Genomic DNA, 17,532 nt, shown 5'->3' on the forward strand with positions numbered 1-17,532 from the left:
GCTCGGCCTGCATCTGCCTCTACGTTTCCCGATGGATGAATTACATGACGGCGCAATCTCCAGCCAGCCGGCCTTTGACAGTCAATGAAAGGACGCTCGTACAGGACTGGATACTGGATCTGGTACCTGGAGACGGAGCAGCAGTAGGTAACAAGACCCTCAAGCAACGGCTTGAACAGAAAGCAGAGCTTCATGACTTCGCTGTGACCGACGAGGACTATTGGTCAATTCGCGAAGAATTGATCGCCCGAGGCCAACTGCAGAAAGGCAGCGGTCGAGGCGGCTCAGTATTCCGCTTTGACAGCAGCTGGAAACCTAACACCCAACAGACGGCCATCGATGAGCAATCCAACAGGGAATATTTGGATGAGCCGGCAAGCGACAGCCCGGAAAGCTTGGAGAAACTGCGCAGTCGCCTCCTAGATCTCAGTGCGAGAAACAGGCTTCTCAATTTTTCGCACGCTCGCTCCAAGCGTTTCGCGCGAATTATCGACGAGCTCCCCGACCATCTATTTGAAACGCTGACGGCCGAACAAGCGATGCGTTTCGCGCCGGTTCCCGAGCCCACAGAACGCCAGCTGATTGAGCAGGGCTACCTCAAGTACGACGAGCAAACTGGCAGCGTTAGTGAATTAAAGAAGCCACCAACGGCGGAGGCCTGGGCGCAGATCCTGGGCATTGAAACCAGCTACGAGCTGCCAACGGGATCGGAGTCTCCCAGCGACAAACACGCTGACGATGCCATCCAAACTCTTTACTACCCCACCGAGTTGGAGTCACGCCTGCAAATCCTGCATGCGCAGTCGCGCCTATCGCTCGATGAAACCGGCGCCAACATTCTCTACCTGGCACTCGGCTTTCTCGAATGGGACGAGTCGATAGTCGGCAAGAACAGCGCGCGCCTCGCCCCTCTCATGTTGCTCCCCGTTCGCCTAGAGAAAGGGAAGCTCAACCCAAAAACAGCAACCTTCGACTATGAGGTGCGGTATACGGGCGAAGACATCCTCACCAATCTCTCGCTACGGGAGAAACTACGCCGCGACTTCGGTATTGCACTGCCACGCATCACCGAAGACCTGCTGCCTGAAGAGTATTTCGCTCGTGTACGGGAAACCGTTCTCGAAGTGAAGCCTGACTGGAAGCTGCACCGTTTTGCCTCCTTGGGCTTGTTCGAGTTCGGCAAGCTGATGATGTATCTGGATCTTGAACCTGGCAAAAATCAGGCCCTACTCCAGAGCAGCCTAGTTCAGCGGCTGATTGGCCTAGCAGATAGTGACCGTTCCGAACCCATTGGCAGTGGCTTCTGCAGCGAGCACGCCATCGACGAGCTTCCAGATGTGCACCAGACCTATCCGCTGATTGATGACGCGGACAGCTCGCAGCACAGTGCACTGGTCGATGTAATGCGCGGCGAAGACTTAGTGATTGAGGGGCCGCCCGGCACAGGCAAATCACAGACCATCACTAACATGATCTCGGCGGCCATGGCACAGGGCAAAAAAGTGCTCTTTGTAGCGGAAAAACGCGCTGCGCTGGAGGTTGTTAAGAACCGGCTAACTCGCGCCGGGCTGGGAGAGTTCTGCCTGGAACTACACAGCCACAAAAGCCAGAAGAGCACGGTGGCCGCAAGCATCGGACAGCGCATCAGTAACCGAGGTAGCTACCGCCAGCCTAGTCAGCTGAACGACTTGATCAACAACTACGAGCGACTAAAGCAGCAACTCAACGATCATGTCCGACAGCTGCACACTCTCTATTCCAATACCGGGCTGACTGCTCACCAGATCCTAATGCAAGCCACACGCTTGCGTGAAAGCCTGGCCGTCCGCCCTGCCGACTTCCATCCCGCTAGCACAGCCAACCTGGATAGGAACCAGGTTCATGAGCAGGCAGGTTACTTTGCTCACATCTACACAAAAACAGCTGAGGAAGCAGGCCAGAGCGGCCAAGTTGAAACACACCCATGGTTTGGCTGCACCAAGACGCAAATAAGCGGGCTAGAACGATCCGACCTTCTGCTCCAGCTTAAACACTCTATAACAGCACTTGATGAGCTAGGCGCGGCACAAGCCAAGGCCTCGGCCAGCCTTAAAGCCGCAGAGGTTGCCTCGCTCTCCCCCAAAGCTACCCAGCAGTTGGCAAGCGCACTCACGGCCATGCCGATGCCCAAAGGCGACGAAGATTGGGACTTAATCAGCCGGCTCGATGCCTCCAGCTGTGAGGCGCTCCAAGCCTGGTTAGAAGGCATGGATCAGTTGATGGAGCAACAAGTCACCCTGAACCAAGCCTTGCACCCCAGCGTCATCGGATCTCCTCAAGCCCTGGAAACGATCAAAAAATCGTGCGCACAGATACGGCAGCACAACGACAGTAGCGGCCTGAAACTGGATGACCTCCTGGAACTGATCCAAGAAGCCCAAGAGCTCATTGATGAAGCTCCCAAAGCTCAACTGCTGATTCAAACCATCGCGAAAGCGCCAGCAACAGCCCAGTCACTCAGAACTGACAAGCAGGGCATCGAGCAGCTGGGCCTGTTGCTTGAACTCTTGCTACAGATGCCAATTGCCCTGGCGGAGTGGCGCCACAAACGCTTCGAAGATGCCTCGCTGGATAGAGTGCTTCCCGAGCTCAGTGAGCTTTTAGCCGACATCAAGCGGCTCGAAGCGCAATCCGCCAACGTCTTCACCCTCGACCACCTACCCAACCACACACGACTTGAAGACCTGCAGCGCGTGCTCGCTGACAGCTCATTATTCCGCTGGTTCAAGAGTGGCTGGCGGGGAGCCAAGGCCGAAGTTCTTGCCATGGTACGGCCAGGCATCAAACTGAAGTCGGCTCTTCAGGCACTGCCGGACGGCATAGCCTACAAGCGTCAGCAAAACCGCCTGACAACCGAGCCCTCGTTCCGGGAGGCGCTCGGCGAGCATTTCAGAGATGAAGGAACAAAAACCGATGAGCTGATTGCCCTGCGCCACTGGTACCGCACGCTGCGGGACCAGTGTGGACGCGGCTTCGGTGGCAACGTCTGGATTGCAGAGTATCTGCTCAAAGAAAGTGCCCAGGTACTGGAGCAGTTACTGGGCGATGCCAGCGAACTGAAAGAATACCTGTCGGACGTACTGTCCCATCGCAGTGAGCTGGAAAACACTCTCCTCTTGGACGGCCACCAACTCAAGTCAGAAGATTTGTTGGCCCCCAAAGGCCTGTATATGCGGCTCATCAAGGAACTGGGCAGCGCACTCAATGCACTTCTACCGCTGATTAGCGAGCAGGCACCAACTACTGGCCGTGTACTGGCGCTCGCCCAAGCGGTTGAGAGCTGGCAGGAGCGCGCCGCAGCCCTGCAGAACAATGCCGAACTGCTCGCGTGCTTGGCGGGAGAAGAGCTTCCTCGCTTCGACAACCTGGCCGAGGCACGTGGCCGCCTGATCGCCTGGCGCCACACCGTGTCCTTCGTTCGCCCGATCATGACGCTATCGATACGCCATCTGCTGGTGCCTCAACTTGCAGCCTGCACCACCAAGCAGGCCGAACAGATGGTTAGTGACTGGAACACCCAAGGCAAGCAACTAGGGGAGGCTCTGCGTGTGTGGGAGCAAGCCTTAGCGCGCTTTAACGACAAAGCCGAAGTAGAACCGGCGCATTGGTGGAAGCGTGTCAATCAGGACGACCCCACAGCCCTCAAACAACGCCTGCAGCGGGCAGCGCAAAACGAAGAGCTGCTCGAACACTGGCTGGAGTACCGCCGCCTGCGCAAGCGACTTGCTGATTTGGGCTTTGAGGCGGTGATCTTCGCCGTCGAAAACCAAACCGTGCCTGCAGAGAGCACCAAAGATGCCTGCCTTCTGGGCCTGATGGATCTTTGGGCCAAACAGATACTCGAAAGCAATCCGACTCTGGGGCAGTTCTCCGGTAAGGATCAAGAGGCTATCCGCGTCCGCTTTGCCGAAATAGACAACCAGCTCACCAAACTGCAACGCGAGCAGCTGGCGGCGAAGATCGATCAACACAAGGTTCCGGAAGGCAATAACTCCGGCAAAGTTAAGGATCGCACCCAACTCGCCCTGCTCAAGCACGAGGCAGGCAAGAAGACGCGCCACGAATCCATTCGTTCGTTGATGCTGCGCGCCCCTGAGGCCTTACAAGGGCTAAAGCCCTGCTTCATGATGTCACCCATGGCCGTTGCCCAATACCTGCCGGCCGGTAAAGTGCACTTCGACATCATCGTCATGGACGAAGCCTCGCAGATGCGCCCAGAGGAAGCCCTGGGTGCCATCTCCCGAGGCAGCCAACTGGTTGTCGTCGGCGATCCCAAACAGCTGCCGCCCACCAGTTTCTTCTCCCGCCAAGGCGGAGATGACGATGAAGACAGTGACGAAACCTCTCTAGCCCAGGATTCGGAAAGTATTCTTGAAGCGGCCATGCCGCTATTCAAGCTGCGCCGGCTGCGTTGGCACTACCGCTCGCGCCACGAGAGCCTAATCGCCTTCTCCAACAAGGCCTTCTATGACAGCAACCTGGTGGTCTACCCGTCACCTCACCGCGAATCGAACGAATTCGGCGTGAAGTTTGTGCGTGTGGCTCGCGGCCGCTTCGTTGAGCAACGCAATGTTGAAGAGGCCGATATCGTCGCCAAAGCCATCGAACACCATTTGCTACACCGTCCTGAAGAGTCGCTCGGCGTCGTGGCAATGAACGTCAAGCAAGCCGAACAGATCGACCGTGCGTTGGAGCAACTCGCCAAGCAGAACCCAGCACTGCAGGAAGCCTTCAGTCGCAACGAAGAAAGTGACGAGCCGCTGTTCATCAAGAACCTGGAGAACGTCCAGGGTGACGAGCGTGACGTCATCTACATCTCCACCACCTATGGCCCGATGGAGATCGGCGGCAGCGTGCCCCAGCGCTTTGGCCCCATCAACGGCGCTGATGGCTGGCGTCGCCTCAACGTGCTGTATACCCGCTCCAAGAAGCGCATGCAGGTGTTCGCTTCCTTCACCGCCAGCGACGTGGTTGCGACAGGCACATCCAGTCGTGGCGTACTGGCCCTGCGCGACTTCCTTCAGTTCGCCGAATCCGGTCACATGCCGCATATCCGCGAGACCGGCAGAGCCTCAGACAGCGACTTCGAAGTTGCCGTCATCGAAGCCCTGGAGCGCCATGGTTATCAGTGCGAGCCGCAGGTAGGTGTCGCCGGCTTCTTCATCGATCTGGCTGTGCGCGATCCTGGCCAGCCTGGCCGCTATCTCATGGGTATCGAGTGCGATGGCGCGGCCTACCACTCAGCCAAGTCGGCCCGTGATCGCGACCGCCTGCGCCAGAGTGTGCTGGAGCAGCTCGGCTGGCGCATTCGCCGCATCTGGTCGGTGGACTGGTTCCGGAATGCCAAGCTGCAGCTCGAACCTATTCTCTTGGAGCTCGCCGCACTGCGTACCGAGCCGGCTATTGAGGTGGATCCAGAACAAGCCGAGGAGCAGATTATCCAGCAAGTCGCCGAAGAGCAGAGCCAGCACGCCGAGCGCATCTCTCAGGAGGGCGGCACCAGTCTGCGCGAGAAACTGCACTACCTGGATCAGCAGATCATTCGCCCCGCCTTACCCAACATACCGGACAACCGCCGCCTACTACGCCCAGCCATGCTCGAAGCGTTGTTGGAGTTCAAGCCGGCCGACCGCAGCGAGTTCCAGCAGCGGCTACCGGGCTACCTGCGTGAGGGAACCGACCCCGCTGAGGGGCGGTTCATCGACGACGTGCTTTCTCTGATCGGTGACTACGCATAAGGCATTTCAGCACCACACTGTCGACGAACAGATCAGCTACACGTGCCCGATCAGCTGGATGGCGACCGGCAACTAACGGCAAAGGGTGCTTTGCGGGCGAAAGTCATCAGCGTTGGCTGACTACTTTTGGTCGAAAGCGGCCTAGTCTGCCCCGGACGTTGTCTCAGACTTTGTGATAGGCCTTTTTGCACCTTCTGTCCTTCTCGACGTAAGCGTCCAGCCGAGTCACCTTTCTAGCCCCAGCATTAGGGACGAATGATGGAAGGTCGAACGCTGCTGAGCACTTTTTGAAGGAGTTGGAAATGACTGAGAATGGACGATTCTGAAATCCCATTAACCGGCACCGGCTCGGGGCCGGTGCCAGGTTAATCTATCTATACGAATTCCGACTTAGTTCGGACCAATAAGCACTTAGGGTAAGTTCCGCCGCCAGACGTACTTTTTCGAAGGACGCCCGCCTTTCTCGTCAGCTACAACATAGGAAACCACGAGATTGAACATGGTTAAGACTTCTAATGCCTCGTTCACTGCTTCGGTGGTATCTAAGCCGCCCCATTTCTTGCCCCTGATCTCTCGTGGTGTGAAGGGCTCCGGAAGCTTTTCCTTACGATCGAGAATAGTCCGCGCACCTATCAGCGGTGCATTGATAACCGACCCATAAAGCCGGCTCGCATGCGATTTTAGGTATGGTGCCCAGTCAATCGCGCGAAGAGTAGCGTCTAACCTAACAGTCTCGCGACCACCATCAATCAATTCAAACAGTAGAGCTAAACCGGCAATGGTTTGCGGCATTTTCAAGAAGTGCGATTCTAGGGATGAGTGAATCTCGCTAGAACGAATCGCTCGCATATGATCAATATACCAGGCGTTGAAATGTTGCTGAGCTTCTTCGTCAAAACGAAATGTTCGCCGTGGAGTTTCAGGCAACTGGTGGAGGTCATTGATGACCTTCCTCACGCATTCCTGGGCTACCTCGTTTGGTTTACGGTCGACGAATTGCCAGTTCCGTTCATCATCTGGCCATACAGCGAGCTGTAGTCGCTGCACGAGGCCGTCATCCAATTCTCCACTTATGGCGCTTCGTACCAGAGGAGCGATGCGTGATGGCTGGATGCACCCAATCAACGAGAGGCAGCAGGATTCAATTATGATTGTTCCGCGTCCTATTCGGTCATATGTGTAGGAGTTAGTACCATCAAAGCACTCCAGATAGAATGCACGTGCGGAAGCGCCATCTTCGGTCTGCATCAACGACAGCCAGCCACCAAGTTCGTCTCGTTCAAGCATTAAGCCGTTAGGGTTCTCATTTAACAGCTCGCCCAGTTTTTCAACAGTTGCGTCGTTGACGATAAAGCGGCGGGGGACGGGGGCTGGAATATCCTCAGCGAACTCTGCAAGCGCGGCAATGGCGGCTTCTTTTCTTCCCGCTGCCATTAACTTCTTTGCTCTGTCCTTAGCAGCTTTGCGCTCTAGCTCCAAGATTTCGCTAGTCGCTTTATGTGTCGCCACGAATTTTCCGTATTTTTCTCTCTCGTCGGCTTCCAGTTCTTTCAACGGGCGTATTGCTTGTTTGAGCGCAGGTGACTTCATAGTAGAGGGTTTTCCTATAAGGCAACCCCACTGGTTTACTGCTACTTCCCAGGTGTCTTCCTGTTTTGGATGAATAGTTAACTTTCGCCCGACAACAGAACTAATAGAGACAATCAATGCAACAGCCACAAAGTCGGGCGGGCACTGAGTGCGGTCTGCAGCATCGCGCACGTACTCCCTCAACATGTTCGGCATCAACTCGTCGCGCCAGGGAAGGACGGGGGCAATACCGGTAGGGAGCCGCATTGGCTTTTTCGACTGGTCGAGAAAATCTGCCAAAACGCTCGGCGGCAACTGGGCTGTGAGCGGGGGCAAGTTCTGGCTATTCATACGCTATCCCTCTCGTTCGTTTTTTTCTTCAACCAGTCGATAATCTCTTCAGCAACAAAGGCGCAACGAGCCTGGCGGTTCGCTCCGTACTTGAGCGGTTTTGGGAACGAGGGATCATTTTTGCGGAGCTTGGCAAGACCGGACCGGGACTTGCCTAGCATTTCGCACAGTTTGGCCTGAGGAATCAGCATCTGGCCTTGGTTGGAGTTGCAATGCATTTGAGTGCGTCCTTGTGATTGACGCCCTCTATTCTCTGCATCTACCAAGCGCACCTGGCTTCTCTAATTACAGCAGAGCCGTAATTTGACGGCTTGCTTTGCCTGAGGACAGCCGATACCTACAACTGCTGCAGGTTAGCTATGTTCGCCGACGTGAGTTCAGGATGTGCGAACTCATAGGGGCTGAGATAACACGACCTGCACTTATCTAGATAGTCCGCCCACCATTGCACCATCAAGCGGCGTTCTTGGACGTGCTTGGCCAGGTGAATATAGGCGCCTCGCACACGGTTCCGTTCTTCATGGCCCATTTGGCGCTCAACGGCATCCTTGGTCCACAGGCCGGATTCGACGAGCGCTGAGCAGGCCATCGCTCGAAATCCGTGAGCGCACAATTCTGTTTTGGTGTCGTACCCCATCCGGCGTAGGGCGGCGTTGACAGTGTTTTCGCTCAGGGGACGCCAGAAACTGTGATCGCCCGGAAAAACCAACTCGAAACCGCCGGTTAGCTCGTTCGCATGCCTCATCAGCTCCACAGCCTGCCGGCTAAGCGGAACTATGTGCGAGGTACCCATTTTGGCCCCGCGAGTAGAGTGGCGCACTCCTTCAATGAGAGTGCGGTTACCAGGTATCGTCCATATTGCGCGGTCCAGATCAAATTCAGACCAACGAGCCAGGCGTAGCTCGCTGGAGCGTACGAAAGAAAGCAGACAAAAATGCACAGCAATTCGCGTCAGAAACCGTCCTTGGTAACTGTCCAGCCGTTCCAGTAGTTCAGGTATTCGCTCAAAGTGGAGCGCAGGGCGGTGGGCTGCTTTCCCTGTGACAATTGCCCCTCTTAGGTCGAGTGCTGGATTGGACTCAATATGTCCGGTTTGCACGGCCAAACGCATGACGCTAGTCGTGTATTGGGCCAGTCGGCTCGCTGTCTCTACGATGCCCTTTCGTTCTAGTTCGCGAAGAGGCTCAAGGAGATCGCGCGTTTTAAGCTCCGCGACTGGCCTCGATCCTAAGCGTGGAAATAAATGAGTCTCCAGCCGGCGCAGCACGGTGTCCGCATGATCGGATTTCCATTTTCGCGCACTGATCGCATGCCAGTCCCTTGCGACGGCCTCGAACGTGTTTCGGCGAGCTCTGTCTGCTTCGACCTTCGACTGCTTCGCATTTTCGATGGGATCGATGCCATGCGCCAATAGTTCGCGGGCCTCGGCTCGACGGCTGCGGGCCGCCTTCAGACTGAGCGCTGGATAGCTCCCAAAGGTCGCCAGGCCAGCTCTGCCGTCTGGCCGTGAGTATTTGAACCGCCAGACTTTCTTGCCATTCTTCTTCACTAGGAGGTGCAGGCCCTGACCATCGAAGAGTGTGTAGTCAGATTCGCGAGCCCTGGCGGCCTCACATTTGGCGTCGGTGAGAGGAGTGACCAAGCGTGCCATGGGTATACGTGTTCCTGTCGAATTCAAAATATACCGACACGTATACCCAATACCGCAAAACATACAAATGCACCCAGGTGCATCCAGAAACGACAAACCCCGCACGGGGCGGGGTTTGATGTCGCTTTCAGACCATAAGGAGCCATGGGAAAGCATTTAGATGGTGCCGGCACCAGGAGTCGAACCCGGGACCTACTGATTACAAGTCCTTGATTTTGAAATTTCAGGGGTTTTCATGAAGTTTCACATTCTATATAAATCAATAAGTTAGGATGATTTTGCCTTTCGGGAACGTTCCGATAATTTCATTGATTTGCATCGAAGTGTTGAGCAAAGTGTTGACCTGAATGGAACAGGAGCGCGCTTTCGTGGGGCACAAACTAACCGATGCTCAGACAAAAAGATGGGCAACTACGGGTGTGATCTTAAAGGATGGGGTGGCCACTCCTACACGTACCGTCTCCGAACAGCTCGGTGCGCGCGGGTCCGGTTCGATGCTTCTGGAGCGGCGCCCCAGCGGGGACATTGAGGTTTACTTAGCGGTACGCCGGGGTGGCAGGCAAGAGCGCAAGAAACTCGGCCAGTTTGGAACGCTCTCCGCTGGTGGTCAGATTAGAGGCTTAGCGTACTGGCGCCAGGAGGCAGAACGCGTTGCTGCGGCTGCTCGTGATTTCCAGACACTCGAAACGTACGAAAATCATGTTCGACGGTTGAAGGCCGAGCAGCAACGGATCGAAAGCCAAGCCGCTCGCCAAGGATCTTTTGAGCAGCTTTTGCTGGCTTACGTAGCGGACATGGAGCGACGTGGGAAGACAAGCGCCCGAGGAGTAATGCGTGCCCTAGAGCTTGATGTAATCAATGCATTCCCGGATCTAGCCGGCACCAAGGCGAAAGAGATCCAGGCAGAAGATATTTCGCAGATCCTGCGCCATTGCATTAACCGGAAGCCCGCATCCAAAGGGCGTGGGCGACGAAAAACACAGGCGAGCGCAACGAATGGCAAGCTAACCGCCGCTAATCGTCTTCGGGCTTATTTGCGTGCTGCGTTTTCGTTTGGCTTGAAGCACGATCTGAATCCCTTGAGAGCAGGCGATGCGGTCCTATTCGGGCTCAGATACAACCCAGTTGCGGATCTCCCTACGATTGAGGGTGCGGAGCGTGCAAACACGGAGGCGTTGAACGGCGACGAACTGAGACAAGTGCTTCGTGCTGTCGCTGCGCTGCCAGGGCGCCGTCAGCCAATAGCTAACGCGATGATTTATCTGGCAGGGCAACGTGTGCAGATGTTATTGCGCGCAACTTGGGCTGACCTGTCAGAAGATCCTGAGCACGGCACGGTTCTCCGCTTGGTCGATTACAAGGGAGGCAAAGGAACGCCTCCTAGGGATCATCTTTTGCCCATATCTGGAAGGGTCGAAGAGGTACTAGCGCCGTTACTGACGCCTCGGACTGGCGCGGGTCCGTTTTCGCTTGACGGTGTGCGGAAAGTATCCGCGCATACAGTGCAGAAGATTTTTTCCGAGCTTGGCTCTGTGTTGTCGGCACAGGGCCTGACTCGCACCTTCACTTGGCGCACGATGCGAGCGACCATCGAGACTCATTTGGCGATGCTTGGTGTTGATGAGCAGCGAAGGGCATGGCTGCTTTCTCATGGCCGGAGCGGAGTTCAAGCAAAGCACTATGACCGTTACAGCTATCTGAAAGAAAAGCGCGAGGACCTAGGCAAATGGGCAGCCTATCTAGACGCAATGTTGGATAACCCCGCATAGGGACTTGGGTTCGGTTCAGTGCTTGATAGCATTTCTCCATCAAGTAAAAGGAGACCCGCCTATGTCCCGCGTTTTGTGTAACCGCTGCAAGCGGATGATGGTTCCAAGAGTAATATTTAGCCGAAGCATTGCCGGTGGCTGGGGATGGCGAATTGGCGGGGGAAAGCCAATCTCCAGCTGCTGTCCCTTCTGCTTATCAGAACATTGGGATGTAGTAGTAGAGCCAAGCCCACTGCGTGGCAGCGTTCTGATGAAGGTGCTGAGTATTCCGCTGACCCTGATCATGTTTACCTTGCTCTTCGGTGCTTCCAATGAGTTGGCTAGCTATATGGGTGGGTCAGCGATCGTGCAGTGGATTGGCGTGATCGGGTCGGTCGTGGCGACCTATAAATTTGGCCGCTGGTTCGTAAACTGATACCCAGCCAAGGACGTTTGGCGCCCTTTTTTTCGCGTGGTCGGAGTGGGGCTTCGCTGCCAGTTACTCCCTCCTCTTTCTAGGGCGGGACGACAGGCGCTTGTTGTCTAAATATCGCGCCAACCGCAAGCCAACTAGAGCCGCGACCGTTACGCAAAAAAGCACAACGGCAATTGCCTTTAGCAAGGTTGAAGTCGTTTCCATGCTTCGATCCTTTTCGGTTGTTCGATGTCCGCACGTTAGCCCCGGATACGGAAAACCCTAGCTACCACCTCATGTCCACTCTGAGGTCAGCGAAGCGGCCATTCCGACGACAAAACACCCCATGCGGTGGAAAATAGCCGCGTTGCCATAGCGGATGTCTAACGACAACAGAAGCCATCCACTAAAAAACAGAACAGGTGTTGTTGCCGCAGTGGACGCGAACCGGCAACAGCCCCGCAACGGCAGCCACTGCTACCTTCAATTTCCACCGTAGAAAACGCTACTTTCCACTTCTCTTTCCACTGTGGAAAGGACTGACTTTCACCGCTCGGGGGCGAGGGTGGATAGTGAGCACCAGTTTCTACGGAGTTGGAAACTATGAAAGCCAGCAACGACGCGGCTCACAGCGACTTTCCGCTCTCAATTTCCACAGTGGAAAGCCTCACTTTCCACATTCATCGCCGAGGGTGGAAAGAAAGCACTAGTTTCTACGTGGCGGGAAACTACGAAAGCCAGCAACGACGCGGCTTACAGCGACTTTCCACTCTCAATTTCCACAGCGGAAAGCCTCACTTTCCACATTCATCGCCGAGGGTGGAAAGAGAGCACCAGTTTCTACGTGGCTGGAAACTATGAAAGCGAGCAACGACGCGGCTTACAGCGACTTTCCACTCTGACTTTCCACAGTGGAAAGCCGGACTTTCCACATTCATTGCTGAGGGTGGAAAGTGAGCGCCTGTTTCGGCGAGTGTGGAAACTGTTAAAGCCAGCTACGGCGGGGCCTCCAGCGACTTTCCACCCTCGTGAAACGTGTCATTTTCACTTTCCACCTACGATGAAAATCAGGGGCTCATGCCGTATAAATCTATTACGAGTGGATGGAATGAGAGGTGTGTGGGTATCTGTGTTGCGTAGCGGTTGTTGGCGATGCCTGGGACGAATTGGGCAGTTTGGGATCGCGGCTCTGTCTCCCGGGCGTGCTCGTGGGTGTCGGTACGCGGCGATGATGGCGGTCTGGGCGCTCGCCAGGTGGGGGATACCTGGAAGTCAAAGAGATGCGGCCCGGCGAGTCCTGGCCACGATTCTTCCGAATGGCAGATTCTTTGCCCAGGCGCTTCGAGCGAGCGCGGTCCAGGAGATTTTTGAGGTTACCGACGCTGGGTTGATAGGTGGGGGTGTGAGTTTTCGCTGGGGCGACATCGTCGGCTTCGTGTGAGCGCGATGATTGGCGATGGGGGTTTGAGACGGTTCCATGCATCGCGGCAAGTGTTAGAACGGGTGGTTTAGAGCGGGCGGCGCGAAGCTTAGAACGCAGACCTGTTTTTCGCGAAGCTTAGAACGCAGAACCCAGCAACCATGCGGGTTTGAGCCCCGTTCTAAGCTTCCCGGCGAGTGTTAGGACGGGTTGTTTAGAACGAGCGGTGCGAAGCTTAGAACGGCAGCACCCAGCAACCATGCGGGTTTAAGCCCGTTCTAAGCTTCCCAACGAGTGTTAGAACGGGTTGTTTAGAACGGGCGGCGCGAAGCTTAGAACGTAGACCTGTTTTTCGCGAAGCTTAGAACGGCAGAACCCAGCAATCATGCGGGTTTGAACCCCGTTCTAAGCGTCCCGGCGAGTGTTAGAACGGGTTGTTTAGAACGGGCGGCGCGAAGCTTAGAACGCGGACCTGCTTTTCGCGAAGCTTAGAACGGGCAGAACCCAGAACCCATGAGGGTTTGAGCCCTGTTCTAAGCTTCGCGTTCTAATACTCGACCGTTCTAAACAACGAAAAAAAAGTGGACCTCATTCCGTATAAATCTATTACGAGATGAGATTTTCGCAAAAAGTTGGGGATTTGTGTCGCGTAGCGGATGTTGGTGAAGCGAGTGCGCGAACTGAATGATTCACCGTGCCGTTGTGGTGGCCTGATGGGGCCTGTTCGCAGCCGTCGAGGTTCAGGCGTAACGGTATTGGCTGATCGTCCTGGACGCGTCAGAAGCGAGAGCTAGATGAATTTTCGAGAAATTGGCCCAGGACGGTTCTTTCCCCCGATTCTTCCGAACGGGAGATTTTTCGCGCTTGCGATTGGCGGCCTCCAGATACAGGAAATCCTGCAAGTCATAGACGTTGGCATTGAATGCGGCGGAGTGAGTTTCCGCTGGGGTGATATTTGCGGCTACGCCATCCAGCAAAATGAGGCTTGCCTGTTGAGCAAGAAGTACTCCTCAGGCGGGCTGAGGTTCAAGCTGGGTACTTGCTATTTCGTGGGCTCGGCTCAACCGCCCGAGCGGCACATCCATGGCTATCCGGTTGAGCATTGCCTTATGAATCGCATCACGTTTGAGCAGCAGAGGTTGCAGGTCCCTGTCTGTGGCTGAGAGCTATCTCCATGAGAAGGCGCCAGAACGTCGCTGTGAGCTTTTCAGGTGAATTGTGGCTATGCCAGGGTGCTCAAAGCCTCAAAACGCATCAAGCGCTATCGTGGCTCGTTACGGGGGTAGATCTGCGACATCCGTGGCGTGTTCGAGGGTTCCACTTGGAGCAGCTTGATAACTGCTACAGCGCTGCGAAACCAGAGACAGGGCAATGCGGCCGTGCCGTGAGCTGGTCATCAGGAGCAGAACGCTTGCTTCGCTGGGGAATCTAGTCTGCTAGAGAGGCTCTAACATCGACTACAGAGGGGATAGCGGCCTCAAGTACAGACGAATTCCCAGATCAGCTTTCGCTCAAGGTGTTTGATATAGGCAGCAGTATACGGCTCGCCCATATCTACTGGGCATGCAGATACCCATAAAGCTTCGAGCGGGGTGGTTTAAGGTGGGTCTGCCTAAATGTGCTTCCCCCAAAAGGCCGGGCCGCTCACTAAATGCTGAAGTGTTGAACTGACGTAGACGGTCGGCCGGGGGCTGGTCGGTTGTCTCGCCAATGTAAAGGATAAATTCGCTATTGACCGATGGTTGTCTGGCTTATTTTTAACTGCAGGCGATGAAGCAGACGCCTGCCCGGTCAATATCTGGTAAGTTGGATAGTTCAGTCATTTTCTGAATGCCTGTCTTTATTTATGACTTCGCTAATTACTCTAAATGCATTGGAATTGCTAGTGATAGTGATTTTGTCTTTGCTGTATGCTTTGGTCACATGAAGCAATGCCATAGATTGAAGTTCTGAGATTTCAATTTCAGAAATTATTCTGCGATTTTTATTTGATTTTTCTTGAATGCGCCTGTAATAAACGTCAATGGGGTTTGCGATAATAAAAAAAATCAAATCTGGTTCGAGCTGCTTCAGGATTTCAATGGGGACCCAGAATTCCGCATCGTTGGTTTCGATTACGGCGTGGAACTCGACGATGGTGTTCTTATTGCTGCTTTTTAGTGATGCGTAAGCTCTAATTAAGTGTTGCTGGTTGGCTAATAAGCTTTTTCTTTCAATTTCAAATATCTCAACAGGGCGGCCTGCTTTTTTTAATAGCGTCGATGCTGATAGGCCGACGTATTGTGGGTTGGTTGAAACTAGCTCTTGAGTTAATGTAGATTTTCCTGCGCCAGCTATCCCAAATAACGCAATGTGCATTTAAAGGTTTCCCTTAACTAGGTCCAGGATTATATCTTGCGATGCATAACAGTAAGACTGAGGAGGGGTTATGCCCGCTGCTCTAAGGCTAGCCAAAGGCACTTTTTTTTCGTATTCGATAACATTGCATAAATGGATGACGAAAGCCTCAGTATGTCCCGAGAAGTAATTATTGAAATTATCTTTAGAAATACAACCTTTCTCAAAGGCTGTCTGGGCTATATCAGATGGAGCGCCAACGTGAATGCTCGCGATTGTTGCTTCACCTGCTAGCATCTTTACCGGAGAGCTGGAATAGATGTATATTCTTCGCTCGGGCTCAAAAAGCACCCCGATTTTTTTTCGAAGCTCTACAGTTTTAGCTCCACTAAAAATCATTGAGCTATATTGCGGCTTGATGCTAATTATGATTTCTCGCATGATGCTCTAGGTTCTAAGGAAATTTTATGGCTAAAAGCCTAGCGTTTTGGCTCGAAGGAATCAACACCGATAGCCATGAAATTGATTTGCATGTTAATTACTGGTTGTTGCATCAAAATACTGATGATGAGCTTAGTTATCTAGACATTGGCGTGAAGTTTTTCGGGCTAGATGGTGCTAGCGATCAGGATGGGGCTATTAATGTTTATTTTCCATTCAAGATAACTAAGGATAACTATCACCCGGGTCTGGGGGAGTTGGTATGCTCTAGGACTGACCTGATTCAAACGATATTCAATGCTAGGCATAAGTCAACGTGTAACAGTTCTAATACGTCAGTTGACATCGAGTTTGAAAATAATAGGAAAGAAAAAGACATCCTCAGAGTGTTTACCCAGATATCCTGCAGTCCCGAAAATGGAGGGGTGAGGATAGTAGATACGGATGAAGGGTCCACGCTTTTGTTTCCGCTGGCACTTTTCAGAGTAACAAAGAAAACAGATTCACCCGCTCTTGAGCAGACGAGCCACGATCAAGCGCTACCTGGTTATATTCGATTCCGAATCAAGCTGGGCGCGCAAGAGACGAAGGTGTTGTCTCAAAGTTATAAACATAGTGATAGCTTTATACTAAGTCGGTTGGAGTCAACGGAGATTGTCGACTTCAGGCTGAACGAGGTTCGAGATCTGCCTGGCATTGTGCAATCTAAAAACCTTATTGGTGCGGGAATCAAAAATATTCATTTTTTCCTGATACGTGAGGTCGATTCGGAATATAAGCAGGCCCACGCAAATTTCCATAGATGCAGGCTTTTAGAAAAAGAGCTCTGGAATGAATATTTAAGCTTGGAGCCTAAAGATAAGATGGCTCCCAAACAGATGCTTATTTATCACTGGAAAGAGCCCGGTAAGGTTGACAAGGAATCACCAGGAAAAACACAGGCTTCCATAGAGAAATTTACTGCGTTCGCCAAATTTAGCAAGATCACAGTTACCTATAAAAATCTGTGCCTCTTCTTGCTTTTTGCACTTGCAATAGGTGCGGTTTCTGGTGCTATAGGTAATGCGCTCTTTAACTTTGTTAAAAATGCTGGGGCGGCAGCAGTTGATCAGGTAATTTACTTACATGATGTACATTCCCAAAGATAATTCGCCTTTATAAAGTTCTTGCAAAAAGTAGAAGAAATGTTAAAATAATGTTTGGAAGACTATTTTTATTGTAGTGGAGAGAGAAATGATTGCAACTATGGTGAGGCCGGTCATACGCTATGATTATCTTAGCGCAATGAACGTTGACTTCATGTTCATTGCAAGCCATCTTTCAGCAGTTTCTCATCTTTACCCTGGATTTAAAGAATGGCTCTACTTCAAGTTTAAGCCGGAGTTTCTAAGTGGCTCGCGAGATATATTGGTTGCATACGACGGTAATAAAATTGCAGGACTGTCTTTACTGAAGTTTAGCAGTGTAGAGCATAAAATTTGTACTTTTTATATTATGCCGGAATATCGTGGCTTGAGCATCGGCCATGAGCTTATGGATAGGTCTCTTTCGCTTCTTTGTAGTCGAAATGTATTGATATCTGTGTCGGAAGAGCGAGAGGTTGAACTGTCTCGTGTTCTGAAAAGCTTTAAGTTCAATCTAGATCGTAAGATCGAAGGTGTATATCGTTCTGGAGTTTTCGAGAGCTTTTATTCAATTTAGGGAAGGTCTGAAAAAGACTTCCTGATTTGGCAAAATCCCCCGACTTCACCTCGCCGAGTTTTCCCATGAAGCAGATGACCTTCGCCGACGCCGAGTACGCAGGCAAGCGCAAGCAGACCCGC

The 17,532-nt window shown here is 53.2% G+C and carries 11 protein-coding genes; 6 read left to right on the plus strand and 5 right to left on the minus strand.

Annotated features, from left to right (window positions below; all coding sequences use genetic code 11):
* The first annotated feature begins 44 nt into the window (after positions 1-44).
* Complete coding sequence (hhe, locus tag CW305_RS16410) at positions 45-5,777, plus strand: DUF4011 domain-containing anti-phage protein Hhe (RefSeq protein ID WP_104098421.1); 5,733 nt, start codon at positions 45-47, stop codon at positions 5,775-5,777.
* A 411-nt stretch (positions 5,778-6,188) separates the two neighbouring features.
* Here hhe and CW305_RS16415 read toward each other — a convergent pair whose 3' ends face one another.
* From CW305_RS16415 to CW305_RS16425, 3 genes are all read right to left on the minus strand, one after another.
* The gene (locus tag CW305_RS16415; RefSeq protein ID WP_049341229.1) at positions 6,189-7,697 is read right to left on the minus strand and encodes a YfjI family protein; all 1,509 of its coding nucleotides are present in this window, start codon (positions 7,695-7,697) and stop codon (positions 6,189-6,191) included.
* Positions 7,694-7,915 carry a helix-turn-helix transcriptional regulator gene (locus CW305_RS16420; protein ID WP_049341227.1) on the minus strand — a complete coding sequence of 74 codons (222 nt, stop codon included), beginning with the start codon at positions 7,913-7,915 and terminating at the stop codon, positions 7,694-7,696. Before CW305_RS16420 ends, CW305_RS16415 begins: the two co-directional genes overlap by 4 nt.
* A gap of 119 nt (positions 7,916-8,034) precedes the next feature.
* Positions 8,035-9,348: a tyrosine-type recombinase/integrase gene (locus CW305_RS16425; protein WP_095460803.1), complete on the minus strand. Its 1,314-nt coding sequence runs from the start codon at positions 9,346-9,348 to the stop codon at positions 8,035-8,037.
* A gap of 347 nt (positions 9,349-9,695) precedes the next feature.
* Here CW305_RS16425 and CW305_RS16430 point away from each other — a divergent pair, with 347 nt between their 5' ends.
* From CW305_RS16430 to CW305_RS16440, 3 genes are all read left to right on the plus strand, one after another.
* On the plus strand, positions 9,696-11,117 hold the full coding sequence (locus CW305_RS16430; RefSeq protein WP_023445429.1) for a tyrosine-type recombinase/integrase: 1,422 nt from the start codon (positions 9,696-9,698) through the stop codon (positions 11,115-11,117).
* A 61-nt stretch (positions 11,118-11,178) separates the two neighbouring features.
* Positions 11,179-11,532 carry a hypothetical protein gene (locus CW305_RS23265; RefSeq protein ID WP_128709940.1) on the plus strand — a complete coding sequence of 118 codons (354 nt, stop codon included), beginning with the start codon at positions 11,179-11,181 and terminating at the stop codon, positions 11,530-11,532.
* Between the two features lie 2,193 nt (positions 11,533-13,725).
* The gene (locus CW305_RS16440) at positions 13,726-14,094 is read left to right on the plus strand and encodes a hypothetical protein (RefSeq protein WP_104098423.1); all 369 of its coding nucleotides are present in this window, start codon (positions 13,726-13,728) and stop codon (positions 14,092-14,094) included.
* Between the two features lie 652 nt (positions 14,095-14,746).
* Here the strand turns inward: CW305_RS16440 and CW305_RS16445 are convergent.
* Together CW305_RS16445 and CW305_RS23270 are read right to left on the minus strand one after the other, a co-directional pair.
* The gene (locus CW305_RS16445; RefSeq protein ID WP_104098424.1) at positions 14,747-15,289 is read right to left on the minus strand and encodes an AAA family ATPase; all 543 of its coding nucleotides are present in this window, start codon (positions 15,287-15,289) and stop codon (positions 14,747-14,749) included.
* Positions 15,290-15,709: an ASCH domain-containing protein gene (locus CW305_RS23270; protein ID WP_146067162.1), complete on the minus strand. Its 420-nt coding sequence runs from the start codon at positions 15,707-15,709 to the stop codon at positions 15,290-15,292. It abuts the gene before it with no gap.
* A gap of 26 nt (positions 15,710-15,735) precedes the next feature.
* On the opposite strand from CW305_RS23270, the gene CW305_RS16450 reads away from it, so the two are divergent.
* Positions 15,736-16,857 (plus strand): hypothetical protein, encoded by a 1,122-nt coding sequence (locus CW305_RS16450; RefSeq protein WP_104098425.1) that lies wholly within the window; start codon positions 15,736-15,738, stop codon positions 16,855-16,857.
* Positions 16,858-16,942: 85 nt separating this feature from the next.
* Complete coding sequence (locus CW305_RS16455) at positions 16,943-17,410, plus strand: GNAT family N-acetyltransferase (RefSeq protein WP_023447018.1); 468 nt, start codon at positions 16,943-16,945, stop codon at positions 17,408-17,410.
* Positions 17,411-17,532: the final 122 nt, after the last annotated feature.

It is taken from the genome of Stutzerimonas kunmingensis, assembly GCF_002929225.1.
GTDB lineage: Bacteria > Pseudomonadota > Gammaproteobacteria > Pseudomonadales > Pseudomonadaceae > Stutzerimonas.